The organism is Streptomyces sp. NPDC001663 (assembly GCF_042893105.1).
GTDB lineage: Bacteria > Actinomycetota > Actinomycetes > Streptomycetales > Streptomycetaceae > Streptomyces.
In genome coordinates, this window is the sequence record NZ_JBIAUR010000010.1 from 316,864 (window position 1) to 339,219 (window position 22,356).

Here is a 22,356-nt window from a genome sequence, read left to right on the forward strand (position 1 = left end):
CCCCGGGGCAGGCCAGTTGGGCTCGGCAGCGGCAGCCGTGGCATCGGGGCATGCCGGCGGCCAGTCGCGGCGTTTGACCCGGTCGCCGCCGGGGACCCGGTCCGAAGCGCTGATGCAGAAGGAAGATGGTCCGCCGTGACGACGCACACCGATGACAAGCTCATGATCCGTCGCCCCGAGAGCGGCTGGTCGAAGGCCCGCCGCCGGTGGGGCAAGGGCGTCGTGCGGACCTGCATTCCGGCCGTCGTCGACGAGGGCACCACCCGAACGGACCAGCCGGGCCCCGACGGCAACATCGTGCGGGGCGAGGACTGACCGGCCCCGCCGCCGGGCCGCCGGCGCAGCACGGTCGTAACGCGCCAGTCATCCCGGCAACGGTCGCCATACAACGATCGACGCTAGGGTGAACCAGATGAAGGCTCTCGTGCTGTCCGGTGGCGCCGGTACACGACTGAGGCCGATCACGCACACGTCGGCCAAGCAGCTCGTGCCCGTTGCCAACAAGGCCGTGCTCTTCTACGGACTGGAATCCATCGCCGCCGCAGGTATCACCGAGGTCGGCGTCATCGTCGGAGACACCGCCGAGGAGATCCAGGAAGCGGTCGGGGACGGATCCAAGTTCGGTCTGGAGATCACCTACATTCCTCAGGAGCGGCCCCTCGGGCTGGCCCACGCGGTGCTGATCGCGCGGGACTGGCTCGGTGACGACGACTTCGTCATGTACCTGGGCGACAACTTCATCGTCGGCGGCATCACCGCCCTCGTCGACGAGTTCCAAAGGCATCGCCCCGACGCCCAGATCCTGCTCACCAAGGTGGCGGACCCCCGTTCCTTCGGCGTCGCCGAACTCGACGCCTCCGGCCAGGTCGTCGGCCTGGAGGAGAAACCCGAGCACCCCAAGAGCGACTTCGCCCTGGTGGGCGTCTACCTGTTCACACCCCTCATCCACGACGCGGTGCGCGCCATACGCCCGTCCTGGCGCGGTGAACTGGAGATCACCCACGCCATCCAGCACCTGATCGACAGCCGGGCCGACGTGCGTTGCACCGTCATCAAGGGCTACTGGAAGGACACCGGGAACGTCGTCGACATGCTCGAGGTCAACCGTTCCGTCCTGGAAGGCCTCGACCGCCGGATCGACGGTGAAGTGGACGAGGCCTCGGAGACCATCGGGCGGGTGGTCGTGGAGGAGGGCGCGCGGGTCGTGAACTCGCGCATCGTCGGCCCGGTCGTGATCGGCGCCGGCACCGTCGTCCAGGACTCCTACGTCGGCCCGTTCACCTCCGTTGCGGAGAACTGCCGGATCACCGACAGCGAGGTGGAGTTCTCCATCGTGCTGCGCGACTCCTCGATCCTCGGGGTGGGCCGGATCGAGAACTCCCTCATCGGCCGGCATGTCGAGGTGACCCCGGCCCCCAGTGTCCCCAGCGCCCATCGCCTAGTCCTCGGAGACCACAGCAAGGTGCAGATCCATACATGAATCTCCTCGTCACCGGCGCCGCCGGATTCATCGGCTCCAGTTACGTCCGTACCCTGCTGGCCTCCGAGGCGCCCGAGGCGCCCCGGATCACCGTGCTGGACAAGCTCACCTACGCCGGCAACCTCGACAACCTCGATCTCGACCATCCAGGGCTGGAGTTCGTCCAGGGCGACATCCGTGACGCCGAACTGGTGGACAAGCTGATGGCGGAGGCGGACCAGGTGGTGCACTTCGCCGCCGAGTCCCATGTGGACCGCTCGATCGCCGGCGCCACCGACTTCGTCCTGACCAACGTGGTGGGCACCCAGACCCTGCTGGACGCGGCCCTGCGCTACCGCGTCGGCCCCTTCGTGCACGTCTCCACCGACGAGGTCTACGGCTCCATCGAGTCGGGCTCCTGGCCCGAGGACCACCCGCTGCAGCCCAACTCCCCCTACTCCGCCTCCAAAGCCTCCTCCGACCTCCTCGCCCTCGCCTACCACCGCACCCACGGCCTGGACGTTCGCGTCACCCGCTGCTCCAACAACTACGGCCCGCACCAGTACCCCGAGAAGGTCATCCCGCTCTTCGTGACCAACCTCCTCGACGGGAAGAAGGTCCCTCTCTACGGCGAGGGGCTCAACGTCCGCGACTGGCTGCATGTCGAAGACCACTGTCAGGGCGTGGAGTTGGTACGCACCCAGGGCCGGCCGGGGGAGGTCTACAACATCGGCGGCGGCACCGAACTGAGCAACCGGGAACTCACCGGCCTGCTGCTGGAGGCCTGCGGGGCCGGCTGGGACCGGGTCGAGTACGTCGAGGACCGCAAGGGACACGACCTGCGCTACTCCGTCGACTGGAGCAAGGCCCAGGGCGAGCTCGGCTACCGTCCGCGCCACGACTTCACCACCGGTCTCGCCGAGACCGTCGCCTGGTACCGCGACAACCGCGCCTGGTGGGAACCCCTGAAGCGGCGGACGCCATGAGGTGGCTGGTCACCGGCGCCGGCGGCATGCTCGGCCGCGACACGGTCGACGAGCTGGCCCGGCGCGGCGAGGACGTGACGGGCCTGGACCACACGGCCCTGGACATCACCCGGCACGAGGCCATCGAGCGGGCGTTCACGGAGTGCCGCCCCGAACTGGTCGTCAACTGCGCGGCGTACACCGCCGTCGACGACGCCGAGACCGACGAGGACCGCGCCCTGCGCATCAACGGCGACGGACCCCGCCTCCTCGCCCGCGCCTGCGCGGCCACCGGCGCCCGTCTGGTCCATGTCTCCACCGACTACGTCTTCGCAGGCGACGCTCGCACCCCGTACCCGGAGGACCACCCTCCCGCCCCGCGCACCGCCTACGGCCGCACCAAGCTCGCCGGCGAGCGCGCGGTGCTCGAGGAACTGCCCGAAGCGAGCGCGATCGTGCGAACGGCTTGGCTCTACGGCGTCCACGGGCGTAGCTTCGTCCGCACGATGATCGACCTGGAGTCCCGCCGGGACACCCTGGACGTCGTCGACGACCAGCGCGGACAGCCGACCTGGAGCGCCGACGTCGCCGCACGCCTCGCCGACCTCGGCCCCCACCTCGGCCGGGGCGCCTGTGGTGTCTTCCATGCCACCAGCTCCGGCGAGACCACCTGGTACGAGCTGGCCCGCGAGGTCTTCCGCGACCTCGGCGCCGACCCGGACCGGGTGCGCCCCGTCGGCAGCGCGGCCTTCCCGAGGCCCGCGCCCCGCCCCGCGTACAGCGCCCTCGCCCACGACCGCTGGCAGGAGCTCGGCCTGCCGCCGCTGCGCGACTGGCGCACCGCCCTGCACGAAGCACTTCCCCGAATCCGCAAGGAGTCCCCTTCGTGAAACGCCATGAGTTCCTGCGGGACCTGCACAAGGTCACCGCCAACCGCAACTACCTGGAGATCGGGGTCAACGACGGCCGCAGCCTCAAGCTGTCGCGCGTCCCGAGCATCGCGGTCGACCCCGCCTTCAAGGTGGTCACGGAGATCCGGTGCGACGTCCACCTGGTGAAGGCCACCAGCGACGACTTCTTCGCCCGCGACAACCCCCTCGCCCACCTCAAGGGCGGCCGCCACCCCGTGCGCAACCTGCGCCGTGGCCGCGCACCGTTCGGGTACTGGCGGCGCACCACCCTCGACCTGGCGTTCATCGACGGGATGCACCTCTTCGAGTACGCGCTGCGGGACTTCATCAACATTGAGAAGCACTCCGACTGGTCGAGCGTGATCGTCTTCGACGACATGCTGCCGCGCAGCATCGACGAGGCGGCCCGCGACCGGCACACCACGGCCTGGACCGGCGACGTCTACAAGATCATCGAGATTCTGAACCGCTACCGCCCCGACCTGGTGACCGTCCTGGTCGACACCCAGCCCACCGGCCAGCTGCTCGTCTTCGGCGCCGACGCCAAGAACACCGTGCTGAAGGACAAGTACGACGAGATCATCGCCGAGTTCGAGGTGCCCGACCCGCAGAAGGTGCCCGAGGCCGTCCTGGAGCGGGTCAAGGCGGTCAAGCCCGAGACCCTGCTGGCGGCGGACTTCTGGCGCCCGCTGGTGAGGGCCCGCAACCGCGGCCTGAAGCGCTCCCGCGGCTGGGAGGCGCTGCGCACCTCCCTGGAGGGCGTCGCGGTCAGCCGCTGAACGGCCGGCGCAGCTCCTCGTAGCGGGCTGCGCAGGCCTCGTACGTCGGCAGCAGGCCGGACTCCACGGCCTCTGCCAGCGACGGCGACTCGGCGTCCTTCGGCGACAGGACCGGCGGGATGCCCTCGGGCCAGGTGATCCCCAGGTCCGGGTCGAGCGGGTGCACGCCGTGCTCCCGCTCGGGCGCGTAGCCGGTCGAGGTCATGTACACCATCGTGGCGTCGTCGGTGAGCGCCATGAAGGCGTGCCCGAGACCCTCCGCGAGGAACAGGGCGTGCCGGCTGTCGTCGTCGAGACGTACGGCCTCCCACTGCGCGAAGGTGGGCGAGCCGACGCGCAGGTCGACCACCACGTCGAGGACGGCGCCGCGCACACAGGTCACGTACTTGGCCTGCCCGGGCGGCACGTCCGCGAAGTGCACGCCGCGCAGCACGCCCCAGCGGGAGAGCGAGCAGTTGGCCTGCGCGAGCGACAGGTCGTAGCCGGTCGCCTCGCGGAACTCCTCGCCGCGGTACCACTCGTGGAAGGTGCCCCGCTCGTCCGGGAAGACCTTCGGTTCGAGCGTCCAGGCGCCCTCTATCCCCAGTGATCGCACGCTGTCACGCCTTTCGAGCCTTGGCCCGGGCTGCCGTCCGCCGGCCCACGACCGCAGCGAGCGCACGGCGCGCCCTGCGGGCCAGCCGCCGTACGTTGCCGGGCTTGGGAGTCCGTACCACCTTGACCGAGTTCGCGTCCCCGCGCAGCGCGAGCGGCAGCGGGAGGAAGCGCCGCTCGTCCGCGTCGGGCGCCGGACACAGCGCCGCCCGCCAGGTCGCCCGAGCGAGGTCGGCGACCGGCAGGACGGCCTCCAGCACCGCCCCGTCCCCGGCCGGGGTGAGCGTCCCGGGCGCCTCCACCGTCCGGTCCGACGAGGTGAGCCGCAGCAGCACGCCCGTCTCGGCGGGGACGTGCAGCGGCAGAGCCGTGCGCAGCCGGTCCCCGGAGACATCGACATCCTGGAGACGGCCGAGGCCCAGCCGCTTGGTCGCACGGTCGACGTCCAGGGACAGATTGCCGTGCTGGTCGGTCCAGTACGGCAGCACGACGCGCCCGCCGACGACGGCCGCGGGCGCGGCGGAGCGGGCCTTGCGCGGGCCCGGGCCGATGCGGGACTGCTTGCTCCAACCACCCAGCCTGACCCGGGCGTACGTGTCCCACAGCCCGTCCCGCAGTGCGGTGCCGTCCATGGCGCCGGTCGGGTCGACGGTGGCCGTCGCCTTCAGCACCAGCCGGACCGAGCCGCTGTCCTCGACCGGCACGATCTCCCGGGTGAGCTCGACGGGCTGGAAGTACTGGGCGGCGCTTGCGCGTTCGCGCACCAGCAGGTCCAGGGTGGCCGTGCCGAACCGGGCGACGGTGTCGGCGCCCACCCACGCCACCGCTTCGGCGACGTTCGGCGGCGGTCCGTCGAGCGGGGCGCGCACCCCGCCGCCGGGGAACGTGAGCGGCGTACCGCCCGCGGTGAACTCCGCGGCGAACTCGATGCGCAGCTTGCCGTCCCGCCACTCGACGGTCCCCGGCCGGGCCGACAGGCCGAGCCCTGCCTCCCACTCGGCGAAGGCCACGATGTCGTCGTACCGGTCGGCGGCGATCAGCGCGGCCACGACCTGCTGGGTCGGCGGCAGACCGGCCGCGACACCCGGGCCGAAACGCTCGGCGGCGACCTGGTGGATCTCCTCGAACTGCTTGCGCCGGTAGTCGTCCGGCTTGGTGAGGAGCCGCTTGCCGCGCATCCGCTCCACCATCTCCACGCGCAGCCAGCGCCGGTGCAGCGAGTCGCGCACCTTGCCCGGCTCGGTGTACTGGTCGACGACGTCCAGGGCCTCGCGCAGGTTCTTGAAGTACCCGACCGGGTCGAAGGGTTGGAAGCCGGCGTTGGAGGCGTCGTCCCGGCGGATGTGGTAGTAGCAGACGTAATCGCCGATCACGGAGACGTTGGCCGCGCGCAGATACGCCTCCGTCACGAAGACGTGGTCCTCCAGCCGGCGTCTGCCCTCCGGGAAGCGCAGACCGATCTCGTCGAGGAACGCCTTGCGGAACATCTTGTGCGGGGTGAGGCTGTCGATGAGCGGGGCGTTCTCGACGGAGGCGCGCGGGCGGTTGCGGCGGAACAACTCCACCGGCACCGACCGGCCCTGACCGGCCATCTTGCCGACGACGACGTCCGCGCCGTTTTCGACGCCGTAGCCGTACATCCGCTCCAGGGCCTCGTCGCCCAGGTGGTCGTCGTTGTCGACGAACATGACGTACTCGCCCTGCGCGGCGGCGATTCCCACGTTGCGGGGCTTGCCCGACCAGCCGGAGTTCTCCTGGTGGATCACCCGGACCCGGGGCTCCTCGGCGTCGAGCGCATCGAGCCGGGCAGGGGTCTGGTCGGTGGAGCCGTCGTCGACGAAGATCACCTCGTACTCGTCGGGCGGTAGGGACTGCTTGAGCAGCGAGGCGATGCAGTCCTCGATGTAGGGCCCCGGGTTGTAGACGGGGACGATGACGCTGACCTTGACCGGCATCGGGCTCCGAGCCCCCTCGGGTCGCTCGCCGTGTTGTGTTGGGTGCGGTGGCCAGATGCTATCCCGGCGGGGGGCTTTGTCCCACTCGCGGCCCCCCTTTTTGATCACTTTCGGGGATCGGCTCATCCGTGTGTCTTGGCCAGCAGCTCCAGAATCTCGGCCGTGGTGCCGGTCTCGCCCAGACGCGGGAAGATCCGCTCGACACTGTTGCGGTGGGCCTCGGGGGCCAGGTCGCTCATGGCGTCGGTGGCGAGCGTGACGTGGTAGCCGTGCTCGTGGGCGGCGCGGGCGGTGGACTCCACGCCGATGCTGGTGGCGATGCCCGTCAGCACGATCTGGGTGACGGAGCGGCGGCGCAGTTGAACGTCGAGATCGGTCCCGTGGAAGGCACCCCAGTTGCGCTTGGTGACGGTGATGTCGCCGGGGTGACCGGCCAGTTCACCGACGAGGGCGTCCCAGCCCTCGGGGCGGGCACCGCCCGGGCGGGGCGCCTCGGTGCGGCCGGGCACCAGGTCCGCACCGTCGGCGGCGAAGGAGACCCGGACCAGGACCACGGGCAGGCCGTGGGCGCGGAAGGCGTCGGCGAGTTCGGCGGAACGGGTGACGACCTCGGCGCCCGTGTACGGCTGCGTGGGCGCGGCGACGACGCCGGCCTGGAGGTCGATCACGACGAGGGCGGTGCGCGGGTCGAGGGCGGTGACGGTCACGGTTCAGGCCTTTCGGGAGGGGTGGGGGTGCTCAGCGAGCGATCGGGCAGGGTGGTCGCCAGGAGCAGCGCGGACCCGGCGAGCATGAACAGGGCCAGGTCGTGCAGCCCGGCCGTGTCGGCGCGATGGGCGAAGAAGGCCGCGGTCGCGGCGGAGGCGCCCAGCGCGCCGAGGTAGGAGAAGGTGCGCAGCAGACCGGCGGCCGAGGCGATGCGGGCGGGCTCGGCCTGCCGGTACAGCGCGTTCTGGCCGGCGAGCCCGATGAGCCCCTGCGGTACGCCCATCACCGCTGCCACGGTCACGAGCGCCCAGACAGGGGTTCCGGAACCGGCCAGAAGCAGCGCGGCGCAGCCGGTCACCTGCACGAGGCCGCCGACGAGAAGCTTGCCGCGCACGGCCTCACGGCGACCGGTGAGCGCGGAGACGACCAGCGCGGACCCCGACAGCGGCAGCAGCACCAGCCCGGCCGTCGAGGGGGACAGCCCCCGGCCCTCCTCCAGCCACTGGGTGAAGCCGTACAGGAAGGCGTACGCCGTTGTGTAACCGAGCAGTTGACGCAGATACGTGACGATCAGCGGGACGTTCCCGCCGAGCACCCGCAGGTCGACGAACGGCACCGCCACCCGCAGCTCCCGCACCGCGAAGCCGGCCGCGGCCACGGCGGAGAGCACTGGCAGGTACCAGTGACCGGACCGGGGACTCGTCAGGAACAGCATCGCCGAGACCAGCGCGACGGCGAACAGGCCCATGCCGGGCAGGTCGACACCCCGATCGCGGCCTTCCGTGGGCCGGGCCGCCTTCGGCAGCCGCAGCGTGCCGAGGACCAGACAGGCCGCGGACAGCGGGACGTTGACGGTGAAGACGGCCCGCCAGCCGCCGACGCCGATCAGCAGCCCGCCGAGGGCGGGACCGACCACGGCCACCGTCTGGTTCGCCACGGCCAGCGCGGTCAGCACCCCTGCCGGGCTGTCCCGGCCGGTGCGCTCGGCCTCGCTCCGCGTCAGCTGCATGGCGGCCGGATACGCAGCCGAGGTCCCGAACCCGAGCAGCACCCGCGCCCCGACCAGCACGCTGAGCGACGGCGCCAGCGCGCCGAGGAGCCCGGCGACTCCGACGAGGGCCGTGCCCACCAGATACAGCCACCGGGGCCCGTACATGTCCACGAGCCGCCCGACGACCGGTTGCCCCACCGCGGTGGCCAGGTACAGGGCCGACACCAGCCACACCGTCTGCGACGGCGGCGCGCCGAAGGCGACGCCGATCGGCACCAACGCCACCGCAATCATCGAGGAGTTGACCGGGTTGAGGACCGACCCGAGCAGCATCGGCGCGATCAGCCGCCGGTCGAATCCGGTGGGGGAGGGGCGGGTCGTGCGCCCGATGCCGGAGAGCCTCGGTATCACAGCTGGGTGAGCCGTTCCAGCAGGGTCAGCCCCTCGAGCACCGTCCGCCGTTCGTCCTCGGTGAACCGGTCCTGCAGGGCCCGGGCCAGCCACTCCTCGCGCGCCTGCCGGTCGCCCTCGACACGCCGGCGGCCGGCGTCGGTCAGGGTGACGAGCTGGCGGCGGCCGTCGTCCGGGTCGGGGCTGCGCCGGATCAGCCCGTGCCGGTCGAGCGCGGCGAGCGTGGTGGCCATCGACTGCGGCCGCACGCCCTCGGCCGTGGCCAGCGCGCTCGCCGTGGCCGCCCCGTGCTTGGCGATCAGCGTGAGCGCGGAGATCTGCGGCGGCGTGAGCTCCTCGTCCTCCGCGACCTCCCTGAGCCGGCGCCGCAGCCGAGTGACCACGACCCGCAGATCACGCGCGGCCCGGGCGGCGGAGTCGGAGATGCCCTCGGGGATGTGGTCGGTGGCCTGTGCGTCCATGCCTGCCACCGTAAAACCGTCAGGTGAAACTGTCCAGTCTAGACTGAACAGTTTCACCTGTAGATCTCGGCCACCGACGGTAGACGATCGGCAACTCGGCCTGACGGCAAGCCTGTTGGGCTACCGTGTGCGTCACAGGGGCACGGCGACGAGGGGAGCGGACCGTATGAACGAGCACCCGACGGGCGGGATCGCGCCGGTCGACTCCTCCGTGGCGCACCCCGCCCGCGTCTACAACGCCTGGCTGGGCGGCCGGGACAACTACCTCGCCGACCAGGAGGCTGCCGAGCTCGCCGCCGCGGCCAATCCCCAGATCGTCCCCGCCGTCCGGGCCAACCGGGCCTTCCTCGGACGCGCCGTCCGCGAACTGACCGCGCGGGCCGGGATCCGCCAGTTCCTCGACATCGGCACCGGGATCCCGACGGCGGACAACACCCACGAGGTGGCACAGCGGCTCGACGCCCGCGCCCGGGTGGTCTACGTCGACAACGACCCGATCGTCCTGGCCCACGCCCGGGCGTTGCTGGTCAGCACCCCGGAAGGCGCGACGGACTACCTGGAGGCAGACCTGCGCGAGGTGGACCGCATCCTCGCAGCGGCCCAGGAGACGCTCGACCTGTCGCAGCCCGTGGGCCTCATGCTGGTCGCGATCCTGCAGTACGTCCCCGACGCCGACGACCCCCACGCCCTCACCCGCAGGTTCCTCGACGCCCTCGCACCGGGCAGCCACCTCGTCCTGTCCCACCCCGCCGCGGACATCGGGGCGGAGGAGGTCGCCGAGTCGATGCGCGTGTACAACGAACGCGCCGCCGACCACGCCGGAGCGACTCCCCGCACCCACGCCGAGATCAGCCGCTTCTTCGCCGGTACGGAACTTCTCGCACCGGGCGTCGTCGAACTCCCCGACTGGCACCCGGACTCCCAGGACACCCCGGCGCCCGGCCGGCTGCCGATGTGGTGCGGGGTCGGCCGCAAGCCCTGACCGACGCACCGGGCGGCTCGCTCGCCCGGCGGCACGATCGTCCTCTCTAGGCTGCTCCCGTGCGCCTTCTCCTGACGACCGACACCCACCTCCCCAAGCGCGCCAAGGAGCTGCCCGCGCAGCTCCTCGCCGAACTGCCGCGCGCCGACGTCGTGTTCCACGCCGGGGACTGGGTCGACACGGCCACCCTCGACCTGCTGGAGAGCCGCTCCCGCAGGCTTGTCGGCGTGTACGGCAACAACGACGGACCGGCGCTGCGGGCCAGGCTGCCCGAGGTCGCGTACGCCGAGCTCGGCGGTCTGCGTTTTGGTGTCGTGCACGAGACGGGTCCCGCGCAGGGACGCGAGGCACGCTGTGCCGCACGCTTCCCGGACCTCGACGTGCTGGTGTTCGGGCACAGCCACATCCCGTGGGACACCACCGCCCCCGGTGGCCTGCGCCTGCTCAACCCCGGTTCCCCGACCGACCGCCGACGTCAGCCCCACTGCACCTTCATGACCGCCACCGCCGACCACGGGCAGCTCACGGACGTACAGCTGCACCGCCTGCCTCCGAGGTAGCCGCCGGTTGCGGAGCAGTGGGGCGGGGCACCCGGGACGGCCGCGACCACGGTGCGGCGGCGTTGTCAGACCCGACTGTTACCAATGAATCATGACTGGATCACCGGCAACGCTTCTGCGGCGTGCGGTGAGCCCCGCACGGCACGCGGGCTCGCCGCGCACCGTCCTGTTCGTGATGTGCACCGGGTACTTCCTGGTGCTCCTCGACGTCACCATCGTCAACGTCGCCCTGCCGAGCATCGGCTCAGGGCTCGGCACCGACGTCGGCGGCCTCCAGTGGGTCGTCGACGGCTACGCCCTGGCCCTTGCCGCCCTCATGCTGACCAGCGGCACGGCCGGAGACCTGTACGGGCACCGGCGCGTCGTGCTCGCCGGGCTCGTCGTCTTCGGCGTCGGCTCACTCGCCTGCGGGCTCGCCCCGGACGTGCCCACACTGGTCGCCGCCCGGGTGGCTCAGGGGGTCGGCGCGGCGCTGTTGCTGCCGGGCACGCTGGCCATCATCAGCCGTGCGTTCCCCGACCACGCGGCACGGGCGCGGGCGATAGGCGTCTGGGCCGGCATCGGCAGCCTGGCGCTGCCCGCGGGCCCGCTGCTCGGCGGCGCGCTCACCGACTCGCTCGGCTGGCGGGCGATCTTCCTGCTGAACGTGCCGATCGTGCTGGTCGCCCTGGTCTGGTCCGCAGCGACCGTGCAGGAGAGCAGGGAGGAGCGGGCCCGGCGCCCGGACGTGCCCGGACTGCTGCTCGGCAGCCTGCTGTTGCTGGCGACGACCTACGCCTTCATCGAAGGCGGACGGGCCGGCGCCGGATCCCCGGAGGTGCTGGCGTCCGTGGTGCTCGCCGTCCTCGCCCTACCGGCGCTCGCCGTGGCCGAAATACGACGTGGCGACGACGCGATGCTGCCCGTTTCGCTGCTGCGCCGCCCTGCATTCGACGCGGCGAACGTGGCGGCCGGGATCATGAACCTGGGCACCCTCGGCACGCTGTTCGTGCTGATGCTGTTCCTGCAGTCGGTCCAGCACCGCTCGGCGCTGCTCGCGGGCGCCGCCGTCATCCCCTTGTTCGCACCGCTCGCGATCCTCGCGCCCCTCGGCGGGCGCATCACCAGCCGCACAGGGGCGCGCCTTCCGGCTGCTGCGGGCCTGCTGGTGGCCACTGCCGGGCTCGCGCTTCTGGCCCTCGCCGTGCCGCACGCGTCGTACCTGGTGCTGCTGCCGGCGTTCCTGCTGTGGGGCATCGGGATGGGGTTCCTCACCCCGGCGGTCGTTGCCGCGGCCATTGCCGCCGTTCCTGCCGAGCGCTCCGGGCTGGCCTCCGCGATGAACAACACCGCACGTCAGACGGGCGGTGCGATCGGTATCGCGGTGGCGGGCGCGGTCGCCGGACAGCCTGCCGACGAGACGCGTTTCGTACGGGGGTTCCATGCCGTCGCGCTCGGAGCCGCGGGCCTCTACACGGCCGCCGCGTTGCTCGTGCTGATGCTGCTGCCGGGCGCGCTGATACCGGGCGGCGAGCGGTGATCTGCGGGCGGTGAGAGGTGACCCGGGCGGCGCTGTTCAACAGCATCCGGACCGCTCAACAAGATCCGGGCCGCTCCATGCATCTGCGAGCGGCCCGGGCGCTGCGAGTGTGCGCTGTCACGGACCTCCTTCCCGCAAGAGGTGCTGTGTCAGGGGGCGTACTCGCCTCCGTTGTGCGGCGCCTACCCCTCCGGGAACCGCCTCACACACCGAATTTCGGTCGGCTCCCAGGGGGCGAGGTAGGAACAGCCGCTGAGCGAGATCAACGGCGCCGCGATCGCCGCAGTCGCAACACCACCACCGCCACCACGACCACTGCGGCAACACCGACGGCGGCCCGCTTGGCCACCGGCACCCCGGCCGCGCGGAACAGGTCCAGGGGCTCGGTCTCCTCCGGCGGCTCGGCGACCGCCGCGGCGGGTTCGACGATCCGCTCCGACAGGCACTGCGCGAACTGGCCGACGAGCCGGTCGCCCACCTCCGCCATCACCCCGCGCCCGAACTGCGCCGGCCGCCCAGTGATCGTCAGATCGGTGCGCACCGACACCGCCGTGCTGCCGTCCTGTTCGGTGAGCGTGCCGGTCACCGTGGCGCGCGCGGTGCCCTGGCCGCGGGTCTCCCGGCCGGTCGCGATCAGCACCATGCGGTGCGCCGACTCGTCCTGTTCCTCGAAGACGGCGGTGCCCTTGTACGTCACGGTGATCGGGCCGACCTTGACCTTCACCGAGCCGGTGACGGTCTTGCCGTCGTACTCCTCGACGGCCGCCCCGGGCATGCATGGCGCGATCCGTTCGATGTCCAGGAGCGTCTGCCAGGCGTCGTCGACCGGCACGGGCACGGTGAATTCGTGGTTCAGTTCCATGGCTTCCTCCTGTGCACGGTTACGTCGACGGGTGGATCGCTCCTCCGGTGGCCGTCAGCGGGGTGCCGGTGCCGCCCCAGCGCAGGGCGACGACCTCGGCCGCGACGGACACGGCGACCTCCTCGGGCGTTCGGGCCCCGAGGTCGAGCCCGACCGGGGAGCGCAGCCGGGACAGTTCGGTTTCGGTGAGCCCGGCATCGAGCAGGCGTTTCATGCGGTCGTCGTGGGTGCGGCGGCTGCCCATCGCCCCGATGTAGGCGGCCGGCCGGCGCAGTGCCTCCTCCAGCAGCGGTACGTCGAACTTGGGGTCGTGGGTGAGGACGCAGATGACGGTGCGCTCGTCGGTGTCGGTGCCCTGCAGATAGCGGTGCGGCCAGTCGACGATCACCTCCACTGCGTCCGGGAAGCGCTTCGGGGTGGCGAAGACCGGGCGGGCGTCGCACACGGTGACCCGGTAGCCGAGGAAACTGCCGATGCGGGCGACCGCCGCCGCGTAGTCGATGGCGCCGAAGACCAGCAGGCGCGGTGGCGGGGCGAAGGAGTGCAGGAAGACGGTGACCGCGTCCTCGCGGCGCTCACCGTGCGGGCCGTAGTGGCGCAACCCCGTGGCGCCCTGGGCGAGTTCACCGCGCGCGTCGGCGGTGACGGCCACGTCCAGGCCGGTGGAGCCCAGCGTGCCGGACACCTCGTCCGGCCAGACGGCAAGGGTGGCCCCGATCCTCGCCGGCCCGTCCGTCACGGTCGCCACGGTCACCGGACGGCCCGCGGCGACGGACTCCGCCACCGCGGCGAAACCCGGATCGGTCTCCTGCGTGACCGGCCGGACCAACAGGGTGATCTCGCCGCCGCAGGTGAGCCCGACCGCGAAGGCGTCCTCGTCGCTGTAACCGAAGGTCTCCAGGCGTGCCTCGCCGGTCTCGACGACCTCCTGGGCGAGCTCGAACACCGCACCCTCGACACAGCCGCCGGACACACTGCCCACGGCCTCGTCGCCGGGGCCCACCGCCATTGCCGCTCCGGGATCGCGCGGCGCGCTGCGGCTCACGGCGACGACGGTCGCCAGGCCGAACGGGACCCGGGCCGTGTACCACTCGCTCAGCGTCGGAAGAATCTCACGCACGATCCGCTCCTTCCACGGGAGCCGCGTCGGCCCCTCGCACCACCGCCGCCAACTGCTCCAGCGCCGCCAGGCTGTGTCCCTCGACGAAAGCGTCCACGCTCGGCAGCGCCGCTGCCATCCCGGCGGCCAGGGGAGCGTAACCGGGGCGTGCTTTGCGGGGGTTGGCCCAGATCACCCGGTGCGCCAACCGGTGCAGTCGGCGCATCTGGGCGCCGAGCAGCTCCGGATCGCCGCGCTCCCAGCCGTCCGACAGCAGTACGACCACTGCGCCGCGTGCCATGCCCCGCTGCCCCCAGCGGTTCAGGAACTCGCGCAGCAGTTCCCCGAGCCGGGTGCCGCCGCGCCAGTCGGGCACGGCTGCCGCGAGCGCGGTCATCGCCAAGTCGGGGTCGCGGTGCGAGAGTTCGCGGGTCACCCGGGTCAGCCGGGTGCCGATGGTGAAGACCTCGGTACGGGCCCCGCGGGCCGCTGCGTGCGCGAACCGCAGCAGCGCGTCCGCGTACGGCGCCATCGAACCGCTGACGTCCACCAGCAGCACGACCCGCCGCGGCCGCTCGGCCCGCGCGTGCCGCCGCAGCCTTGCGGGCTCCCCGCCGCGCCGCAGCAGCTCCCGCACCGTCCGGTGCGGATCGACCTCCCCGCGCCGGGCCGGCCGCCGCCGCGCGCTGCGCCGGGCCTCGCCCCGCAGCGCGAACGCGGCCAGCAGACGCCGCAGTTGCTCGCGCTCGACGGCGTCCAGTTCGGCGACGTCGCGATGGCGCAGGACCTCGGTGGAGCTCGCGAGGGCGGCGGTGGGCGGGGCCTCGTGGTGCTCGTCGCGGCCGTTCGCGCGGGGCACGCGACCGTCCCGCAGGACCAGCCGCAGCCGGGGCGGAGGAGCGGGGGTCAGAACACGCCCGGCGGACGACACGTTCCCGAAGTAGGCGGCGAACACCCGCTCGTAGCGCTCCAGGTCGTCGCGCCCGCCGCACAACGTCAGCCGCCCCGCCCAGTACACGTCCGCCCGCATCCCGGCCCGCAGCTCGTCCACCGCCCGCAGAAAGGCGTGCACCCGCTCGGCACTCGCATCGACACCGGCGGCCCGCAGGGCACGGGCGAACCCGAGAAGGACGGCGTCGGCACGGGGCGGTGCGGGCGGATCGCCGTTGCCGGACAGGGGGAGGTCCACGCCGCTCACGCCCCCCGCGCCGCGAGCACCGCCGCCAGATCCAGCCCCCGCGCCCGCTCCGCGTCCTCCCGGTACTTCAGCACCGAACCCAGCGTCGCCACCGCCAGCTCCGCGTCCACCTCGCTCGCGCCGAGCGCGTCCAGGGCCTCGGCCCAGTCGATGGTCTCCGCCACGCCCGGCGGCTTCAGCAGGTCCTGGGAGCGCAGTGCCTGCGCCAGCGCGGTCACCTGCTCCGCCAGCCGCGCCGAGACGCCCGGCAACCGCCGCCGTACGATGGCCAGTTCGCGGGCGAAGCCCGGGTGGTCGAACCAGTGGTACAGGCACCGCCGCTTCAGCGCGTCGTGCACCTCGCGCGTGCGGTTGGAGGTCAGGACCACCACCGGCGGCACCTCGGCACGCAGCGTGCCCAGCTCCGGGATCGTCACCGAGAACTCCGACAGCAGCTCCAGCAGGAACGCCTCGAACTCGTCGTCCGCCCGGTCGATCTCGTCGACCAGCAGCACCGACGGCTGCGTCTCCAGGGCCTGCAGCAGCGGCCGGGACACCAGGAAACGGCGGTCGTACAGCTCGCCCTCCAGCCGTTCCGCGTCCTTCACCCCGGCCGCCTCCGCGGCGCGCAGATGCAGCAGCTGACGGGGGAAGTCCCAGTCGTACAGCGCCTGCGAGGCGTCGATGCCCTCGTGGCACTGCAAGCGGATCAGCGGCGCGCCGAGCGCCTCGGCGAGGGCCGACGCGAGCGCGGTCTTGCCGACGCCCGCGTCGCCCTCGCAGAAGATCGGCCGGTGCAGCCTCAGGGCCAGGAAGCAGGCGATGGCCAGCCCGTCGTCGACGAGGTACCCCGTCTCCTCCAGGCGGGCCCGCACCTGGTCCGGGCCGTCCAGCTCAGCGCTCGGGCCTTGCTCGTGCGTGATCGGTCCTCACCCCATTCCGGCGGCGATCAGGACCGCACGCCTGGTGAGTACCCGCGCCAGGTGCTCGCGGTACTCGGCCGAGGCCGACACGTCCTGCGACGGCCTGGTGCCTTCCGCCGCCGACTCCGCGGCCCGCGCCACGGCCTCGGCGTCCCCGGCGCCGGACAGAGCCTCCTCCATCGCCGAGGCCCGCAGCGGCGTCGACCCCATGTTGGTGAGACCGACCCGCGCCTCGGCGATGTGCCCGTCGTCGCGCCGCACCAGCGCGGCCACGCCGACGATCGCATAGGCCTGGGCGACTTGGTGGAACTTCTCGTAGTGGAAGCCCCAGCCGTCGGCCTTGGGCACCCGCACCTCCACCAGCAGCTCGTCGGGCTCCAGCGCGGACTGCAGGTAGTCGACGAAGAAGTCCCGCGCGGGCAGAGTGCGCCGCCCGCGAGGTCCCTGCACCACCAGCTCGCCGTTCAGCGCCAGCACCACGGCGGGCAGGTCGGCGGCCGGATCGGCGTGCGCGAGGGAGCCGCCCAGGGTGCCCCGGTGGCGTACGGCGGGATCGGCGACCGTCGCCGTCGCGGCCGCGAGCAGACCCGCGTGCCTGCGCACCAGCGGATCGTGGATGACGTCGTGATGTGTGGTCATCGCGCCGATGGCGAGCGTGTCGCCGTCCTCGCGCACCCCGCGCAGCTCGGGGATGCGGCCGACGTCGACGACCAGCTCGGGGAAGGCCAGCCGCAGCCTCATCAGCGGCAGCAGGCTCTGCCCGCCAGCGAGCACCTTCGCCTCCTCGCCGGCGTCGGCGAGCGTGCGCACCGCCTCGGCGACGCTGCTCGGACGGGCGTAGTCGAATGCCGGAGGAATCATGACCGGACCTCCTTGCCGGACTGAACCGCTCGCCAGATCCGCTCCGGTGTACAGGGCATCCGGACGTCCTGCACCCCCAGCGGCCGCAGTGCGTCCACGACCGCGTTGACCACGGCCGGCGTGGACGCGATCGTGCCCGCCTCGCCGACTCCCTTGACTCCCAAGGGGTTCGAGGTGGCCGGCGTCTCCGTCCGCTCCGTCACGAAGTCCGGCAGGTCCGCCGCCGACGGGACGAGATAGTCGGCCATCGTGCCGGTGACCAGGTTGCCCTCGTCGTCGTACACGGCCTCCTCGTACAGGGCCTGCGCGATGCCCTGCGCCAGCCCGCCGTGCACCTGCCCCTCGACGATCGTCGGGTTGATGACCTTGCCGACGTCGTCGGCGCAGACGTACGACCTGATCCGTGTCTGCCCGGTCTCGGTGTCGACCTCCACCGCGCACAGGTGGGTGCCGTGCGGGTAGGAGAAGTTGTCCGGGTCGACCAGGTGCTCGGCGTTGATGCTGGGCTCCAGGCCGTCCGGCAGGTCGTGCGAGGTGAACGTCTCGAAGCAGACCTCCTGGATGGTCTTGCGGGCGTCCGGGGAGCCCTTGACGGAGAACACGCCGTTCGTGAACTCCAGGTCGTTCTCGCTGGCCTCGAGCAGGTGCGCGGCGATCTTCCGCGCCTTCTCGACCACCTTCAGCGCCGCATGGTGCACGGCCGTCCCGCCCACGACGAGCGAACGCGACCCGTAGGTGTCCATGCCCTGCGGGGCCGCCTTGGTGTCGCCGTGCACCACTTCGACGTCCTCGAACGGCACGCCCAGCACATCGGCGGCGATCTGGCTCCAGCAGGTCACATGCCCCTGCCCGTGCGGGCTGGTGCCCGTGACCACCTCGACCTTGCCGGTCGGCAGCATCCGGATGGTCGCCGCCTCCCAGCCGCCGGCCGCGTACCGCAGATCGCGCAGCACCCGGCTCGGCGCGAGCCCGCACATCTCGGTGTACGTCGACACGCCGATGCCGAGCCGTACCGTGTCACCCCGGTGATTGCGGTCCGCCTGCTCGGCACGCAGCTTGTCGTAGTCGAACAGCGCGAGCGCCTTCTCGGTCGCGGCCTCGTAGTTGCCGCTGTCGTACGTCAACCCCGCGATCGACGTGTACGGGAACTCCTCGTGCCCGATCCAGTTCCGGCGCCGCAACTCCACCGGATCCAGGCCGAGTTCGACGGCCAGCTCGTCCATGATGCGTTCGATGGCGAACGTCGCCTCCGGGCGCCCGGCACCCCGGTACGCGTCGGTCGGCGTCCTGGTCGTGAACACGCCGGTGCACGTGAAGTCGTAGGAGTCCATCTTGTAGATCGCCGGATACATGAAGGCGCCCAGGATCGGGATGCCCGGGGTGACGAGCATGAGGTACGCGCCCATGTCGGTCAGCAGGTCGACCTTGAGGCCGAGCAGCTTCCCGTCGCGGTTCGCGGCGATCTCGATGTCCTGGATCATGCCGCGGCCGTGGTGGGTGGCCAGGTAGCCCTCGGAGCGGGACTCGGTCCACTTCACCGGCCGGCCGATCCGGCGCGCGACCGCGAGGGCGATCGCCTCCTCGCCGTACACCTGCAGCTTCGAGCCGAAGCCGCCGCCCACGTCGGGGGCGATCACCCGGAGCTTGTGCTCGGGGATGCCGGTGACCACGGCCATCATGATCCGCAGGATGTGCGGGATCTGCGTGGCCGAGTACAGCGTGTACTCGCCGGACGCGGCGAGCGGGGTGACGACGACCGCGCGGGGTTCCATCGCGTTGGGGATGAGCCGCTGCTGGTGGAAGCGGCGCTTGACCGTGACCTCGGCGCGCTGCCGTACGGAGTCGAAGTCCTCGCCCGTCTTCAGCGGCCAGACGTAGCAGCGGTTGGTTCCCTTGTCCGAGTGGACCAGCGGGGAGTCGTCCGCGAGGGCGGCCTCCAGGTCCAGGACCGGGGGCAGCGGCTCGTAGTCGACCTCGACCGCCTCCAGGGCGTCGGCGGCCGCGTACCGGTCGCGGGCCACGACGACGGCCACCGGGTCACCGGCGTGGCGGACCTCCTCGACGGCGATCGGCGGGTGGTCGGGCAGCACGATGTCCTCGGTCACCGGCCAGGCGCACGGGAGGGAGCCCAGTCCCTCGGCGAGGTCGGCGCCGCTGAACGCGGCGATGACGCCGGGGCGTTGGAGGGCCGGCGACACGTCGACGCGGGTGATGCGGGCGTGGGCCATCGGGCTGCGCAGGATCGCCATGTGCAACAGTCCGTTGACGCTGATGTTGTCGGTCCAGTTGGTCTGCCCGGTGATCAGCCGGGCGTCCTCCTTGCGGGGCCGGGCACGGCCGACCTCGGGTTGCACGGCCTGGTCGGTCATGCCGGGACCTCCTGTTCGGAGGCGGCCTGTACGGCCCGCACGATGTTCTGGTAGCCGGTGCAGCGGCACAGGTTCCCCTCGAGGGCGTGCCGGATCTCCTCCGTGGTGGGGTGCGGGTGCTCGCGCAGCAGATCCCGCGCGGCCATCAGCATCCCCGGGGTGCAGTAGCCGCACTGCAGGGCGTGCTTCTCGTGGAAGGCACGCTGCAGGGCGCTCAGCTCCCCGTCCTGGGCCAGCCCCTCGACCGTCGTCACCTCACCTCCGTCCGCCTGGACGGCGAGCACGGAGCAGCTCTTGACGCTGACACCGTCCAGCTCGACCGTGCAGGCCCCGCAGTTGGAGGTGTCGCAGCCGATGGGGGTGCCGGTCAGACCGAGACGGTCGCGCAGGTAGTGGACCAGGAGGAGACGGGGTTCCACGTCGTCCTCGTACGTCGTGCCGTCCACCTTCACCGAGATGTGGGTCATGTGCCCTCCAGAGACCGAGCGGGCGGAAGTGAGGGGAACAGGGGAAAGCAACGCCCGGGCGTGATGTACGTCACTCTATGACCGCGCACGGGAGGCGGCGAGTGCTGCGGCCGGGTTCGTTGAGCGTTAATGCATTGCCGCCGTCGACCCCGTTCTGCTGCACTGCTCGGGAAGCGACGTAGAGGATTCAAGGAGCAGCGATGCGCACTGCGTGCATGTCCACCCAGGAAGGAACGACCCCCTCTTCTAAGGACATGACGCTTCGTGCACTTGCTCAACCTCGGCATTCTCGCCCACGTAGACGCAGGTAAGACCAGCCTCACCGAGAGGCTGCTGCACACGACCGGAGTCATCGACGAGATCGGCAGTGTCGACGACGGCAGCACCCGGACCGACACCCTCGCGCTGGAGCGCCGGCGCGGCATCACCATCAAGTCCGCGGTCGTCTCGTTCCCGATCGACGACGTCACGGTCAACCTCATCGACACCCCGGGCCACCCCGACTTCATCGCCGAGGTGGAGCGGGTGCTCGGCGTGCTCGACGGCGCCGTACTGGTCGTCTCGGCCGTCGAGGGCGTCCAGGCGCAGACCCGCGTCCTGATGCGGACACTGCAGCGGCTGCGCATCCCGACGCTGATCTTCGTCAACAAGATCGACCGCCGGGGGGCGTGCTACGACGGCGTACTGCGCGCGGTCTCCCGGCGGCTCACGCCGGCGATCGTGCCGATGGGGACGGCCGACGGGCTGGCTACACCGGACGCCCGCTTCACTCCCGGACTCGTGCCGACGGCACTCGACGTGCTGGCCGATCACGACGACGACCTGCTCGCCGCTTATGTGGAGGGCAGTGGTATGTCACATGACACAGTCAGTGCGGCCCTGGCCGCCCAGACCCGCCAGGCCGTCGCCCACCCCGTCTACTTCGGCTCCGCCATCACCGGCGCCGGCATGGACGCCCTGGTCACCGGTATCAAGGAGCTCCTGCCGCCCGCCGGCGGCGATCCCGACGGGCCGGTCTCGGGCACCGTCTTCAAGGTCGAGCGAGGCCCGGCGGGGGAGAAGGTGGCGTACGCCCGGATGTTCTCCGGCACCCTGCGTACCCGCGACCGCATCCCCTTCGGCGAGGCCCGCCGAGAGGGCAGGGTCACCGCGATCAGCGTCTTCGGCCACGGCACCGACCTGCGTGAGGACGCCGTGCCCGCCGGGCGCATCGCCAGGCTGTGGGGTCTGGCCGACATCAGGATCGGCGACCCGATCGGCGAACCGCACAAGGCGTACGAGCGCTTCTTCGCGCCGCCGACCCTGGAGACGGTCGTCGTCCCGGGCCCCGGCGCGGACGCCAGGGAGCTCCATCTCGCCCTGGCCCGGCTCGCCGAGCAGGACCCGCTGATCGACCTGCGGCACGACGAGGTGCGCCGGGAGACCTCCGTGTCCCTCTACGGCGAGGTGCAGAAGGAGGTCGTCCAGGCCACGCTCGCCGAGGAGTTCGGACTCGACGTCACCTTCCGCGAGACCACGACCATCTGCATCGAGCGGCCCGTCGGCTCCGGAGCGGCGGTCGAGTTCAACAAGAAGGACCCGAACCCCTTCCTGGCCACCGTCGGCCTGCGCGTCGACCCCGCGCCCACCGGATCGGGCGTGGACTTCCGGCTGGAGGTGGAGCTCGGCTCCATGCCGTACGCCTTCTTCAAGGCCGTCGAGGACACCGTCCGCGAAACCCTCGGCCAGGGCCTGCACGGCTGGCAGGTCACCGACTGCACGGTCACCATGACCCACTGCGGCTACTCGCCCCGGCAGAGTCACGCCCACCAGGGCTTCGACAAGAGCATGTCGAGCACCGGCGCCGACTTCCGCGGTGTGACGCCGCTGGTGCTGATCGAGGCGCTGCGCCGGGCGGGCACGCAGGTGTACGAGCCCATGCACCGCTTCCGCGTCGAGGCCCCGGCCGACACCCTCGGCGCCCTGCTGCCGCTGCTCGCCGCGCTGCGGGCAGTGCCGCACACGACCGAGACGCGGGGTGCCGTCTGCATTCTGGAGGGCGCCGTCCCGGCCGGCTGCGTGCACGAGCTGGAGCAGCGGCTGCCCGGACTCACGCGCGGCGAGGGCGAGTTGGAGAGCTCCTTCGACCACTACGCACCGATCACGTACGGAACGGTTCCCGAACGTCCGCGCACTGACCACAACCCCCTCAACCGCAAGGGGTACCTGTTGAACGTGACGCGCCGAGTGGGGAGTTGAGGAGGCCGGGAAAGAACGTCATCGGAAATCCTGATACTTACTCAAGAGTCAGAAGTATTGACGGT

The 22,356-nt window shown here is 71.7% G+C and carries 21 protein-coding genes; 9 read left to right on the forward strand and 12 right to left on the reverse strand.

Features of this window, described 5'->3' with window-relative positions; all coding sequences use genetic code 11:
* Nucleotides 1–135 precede the first annotated feature (135 nt).
* The 5 genes from ACFY1L_RS31590 to ACFY1L_RS31610 all read left to right on the forward strand — a co-directional run bounded on the left by ACFY1L_RS31590 (nucleotide 136) and on the right by ACFY1L_RS31610 (nucleotide 4,114).
* Entirely contained in the window at nucleotides 136–315 is a 180-nt protein-coding gene (locus ACFY1L_RS31590; RefSeq protein WP_388831627.1) for a hypothetical protein, read from the forward strand.
* A 97-nt stretch (nucleotides 316–412) separates the two neighbouring features.
* Nucleotides 413–1,480, forward strand: coding sequence for a glucose-1-phosphate thymidylyltransferase (locus ACFY1L_RS31595; RefSeq protein ID WP_388831628.1), 1,068 nt, complete (start codon nucleotides 413–415; stop codon nucleotides 1,478–1,480).
* Nucleotides 1,477–2,445, forward strand: a complete 969-nt coding sequence (rfbB, locus tag ACFY1L_RS31600) for a dTDP-glucose 4,6-dehydratase (protein ID WP_388831630.1) — start codon at nucleotides 1,477–1,479, stop codon at nucleotides 2,443–2,445. Before ACFY1L_RS31595 ends, rfbB begins: the two co-directional genes overlap by 4 nt.
* Entirely contained in the window at nucleotides 2,442–3,314 is an 873-nt protein-coding gene (gene rfbD / locus ACFY1L_RS31605) for a dTDP-4-dehydrorhamnose reductase (RefSeq protein WP_388831632.1), read from the forward strand. Before rfbB ends, rfbD begins: the two co-directional genes overlap by 4 nt.
* On the forward strand, nucleotides 3,311–4,114 hold the full coding sequence (locus tag ACFY1L_RS31610) for a class I SAM-dependent methyltransferase (RefSeq protein WP_388831633.1): 804 nt from the start codon (nucleotides 3,311–3,313) through the stop codon (nucleotides 4,112–4,114). The genes rfbD and ACFY1L_RS31610 overlap by 4 nt, the downstream gene beginning before the upstream one ends.
* On the opposite strand, the gene rfbC is transcribed toward ACFY1L_RS31610, so the two are convergent.
* From rfbC to ACFY1L_RS31635, 5 genes are all read right to left on the reverse strand, one after another.
* Nucleotides 4,104–4,709, reverse strand: coding sequence for a dTDP-4-dehydrorhamnose 3,5-epimerase (rfbC, locus tag ACFY1L_RS31615; RefSeq protein ID WP_388831635.1), 606 nt, complete (start codon nucleotides 4,707–4,709; stop codon nucleotides 4,104–4,106). The genes ACFY1L_RS31610 and rfbC overlap by 11 nt on opposite strands.
* A gap of 4 nt (nucleotides 4,710–4,713) precedes the next feature.
* On the reverse strand, nucleotides 4,714–6,663 hold the full coding sequence (locus tag ACFY1L_RS31620) for a glycosyltransferase family 2 protein (RefSeq protein WP_388831637.1): 1,950 nt from the start codon (nucleotides 6,661–6,663) through the stop codon (nucleotides 4,714–4,716).
* Between the two features lie 122 nt (nucleotides 6,664–6,785).
* Nucleotides 6,786–7,370, reverse strand: coding sequence for a hydrolase (locus tag ACFY1L_RS31625; RefSeq protein ID WP_388831639.1), 585 nt, complete (start codon nucleotides 7,368–7,370; stop codon nucleotides 6,786–6,788).
* Nucleotides 7,367–8,773 (reverse strand): MFS transporter, encoded by a 1,407-nt coding sequence (locus ACFY1L_RS31630; protein WP_388831641.1) that lies wholly within the window; start codon nucleotides 8,771–8,773, stop codon nucleotides 7,367–7,369. Before ACFY1L_RS31630 ends, ACFY1L_RS31625 begins: the two co-directional genes overlap by 4 nt.
* The gene (locus ACFY1L_RS31635; RefSeq protein WP_388831643.1) at nucleotides 8,770–9,234 is read right to left on the reverse strand and encodes a MarR family transcriptional regulator; all 465 of its coding nucleotides are present in this window, start codon (nucleotides 9,232–9,234) and stop codon (nucleotides 8,770–8,772) included. The genes ACFY1L_RS31630 and ACFY1L_RS31635 overlap by 4 nt, the downstream gene beginning before the upstream one ends.
* Before the next feature lie 166 nt (nucleotides 9,235–9,400).
* Here ACFY1L_RS31635 and ACFY1L_RS31640 point away from each other — a divergent pair, with 166 nt between their 5' ends.
* The 3 genes from ACFY1L_RS31640 (at nucleotide 9,401) to ACFY1L_RS31650 (ending at nucleotide 12,295) form a co-directional block, all read left to right on the forward strand.
* Nucleotides 9,401–10,216, forward strand: coding sequence for an SAM-dependent methyltransferase (locus ACFY1L_RS31640; protein WP_388831645.1), 816 nt, complete (start codon nucleotides 9,401–9,403; stop codon nucleotides 10,214–10,216).
* 59 nt (nucleotides 10,217–10,275) lie between these two features.
* The gene (locus tag ACFY1L_RS31645) at nucleotides 10,276–10,776 is read left to right on the forward strand and encodes a metallophosphoesterase family protein (protein ID WP_388831647.1); all 501 of its coding nucleotides are present in this window, start codon (nucleotides 10,276–10,278) and stop codon (nucleotides 10,774–10,776) included.
* Nucleotides 10,777–10,867: 91 nt separating this feature from the next.
* Nucleotides 10,868–12,295 carry an MFS transporter gene (locus ACFY1L_RS31650; protein ID WP_388831649.1) on the forward strand — a complete coding sequence of 476 codons (1,428 nt, stop codon included), beginning with the start codon at nucleotides 10,868–10,870 and terminating at the stop codon, nucleotides 12,293–12,295.
* 262 nt (nucleotides 12,296–12,557) lie between these two features.
* Here the strand turns inward: ACFY1L_RS31650 and ACFY1L_RS31655 are convergent, their stop codons facing one another.
* The 7 genes from ACFY1L_RS31655 to ACFY1L_RS31685 are packed head-to-tail and all read right to left on the reverse strand — an operon-like array spanning nucleotide 12,558 to nucleotide 20,053.
* The gene (locus ACFY1L_RS31655) at nucleotides 12,558–13,157 is read right to left on the reverse strand and encodes an SRPBCC family protein (RefSeq protein WP_388831651.1); all 600 of its coding nucleotides are present in this window, start codon (nucleotides 13,155–13,157) and stop codon (nucleotides 12,558–12,560) included.
* 19 nt (nucleotides 13,158–13,176) lie between these two features.
* Nucleotides 13,177–14,277 (reverse strand): XdhC family protein, encoded by a 1,101-nt coding sequence (locus ACFY1L_RS31660; protein WP_388831653.1) that lies wholly within the window; start codon nucleotides 14,275–14,277, stop codon nucleotides 13,177–13,179.
* On the reverse strand, nucleotides 14,270–15,445 hold the full coding sequence (locus tag ACFY1L_RS31665) for a VWA domain-containing protein (protein ID WP_388831655.1): 1,176 nt from the start codon (nucleotides 15,443–15,445) through the stop codon (nucleotides 14,270–14,272). Before ACFY1L_RS31665 ends, ACFY1L_RS31660 begins: the two co-directional genes overlap by 8 nt.
* A 5-nt stretch (nucleotides 15,446–15,450) precedes the next feature.
* On the reverse strand, nucleotides 15,451–16,308 hold the full coding sequence (locus tag ACFY1L_RS31670) for an AAA family ATPase (protein ID WP_388831656.1): 858 nt from the start codon (nucleotides 16,306–16,308) through the stop codon (nucleotides 15,451–15,453).
* Between the two features lie 54 nt (nucleotides 16,309–16,362).
* Nucleotides 16,363–17,217, reverse strand: a complete 855-nt coding sequence (locus ACFY1L_RS31675) for an FAD binding domain-containing protein (RefSeq protein ID WP_388831658.1) — start codon at nucleotides 17,215–17,217, stop codon at nucleotides 16,363–16,365.
* The gene (locus ACFY1L_RS31680; protein WP_388831660.1) at nucleotides 17,214–19,586 is read right to left on the reverse strand and encodes a xanthine dehydrogenase family protein molybdopterin-binding subunit; all 2,373 of its coding nucleotides are present in this window, start codon (nucleotides 19,584–19,586) and stop codon (nucleotides 17,214–17,216) included. The genes ACFY1L_RS31675 and ACFY1L_RS31680 overlap by 4 nt, the downstream gene beginning before the upstream one ends.
* A complete protein-coding gene (locus tag ACFY1L_RS31685; protein WP_388831662.1) occupies nucleotides 19,583–20,053 on the reverse strand; it encodes a (2Fe-2S)-binding protein in 471 nt (156 codons plus the stop codon). Before ACFY1L_RS31685 ends, ACFY1L_RS31680 begins: the two co-directional genes overlap by 4 nt.
* Nucleotides 20,054–20,317: 264 nt before the next feature.
* Between ACFY1L_RS31685 and ACFY1L_RS31690 the strand changes: the two genes are divergently transcribed.
* Complete coding sequence (locus ACFY1L_RS31690; RefSeq protein ID WP_388831663.1) at nucleotides 20,318–22,291, forward strand: GTP-binding protein; 1,974 nt, start codon at nucleotides 20,318–20,320, stop codon at nucleotides 22,289–22,291.
* Nucleotides 22,292–22,356 lie beyond the last annotated feature (65 nt).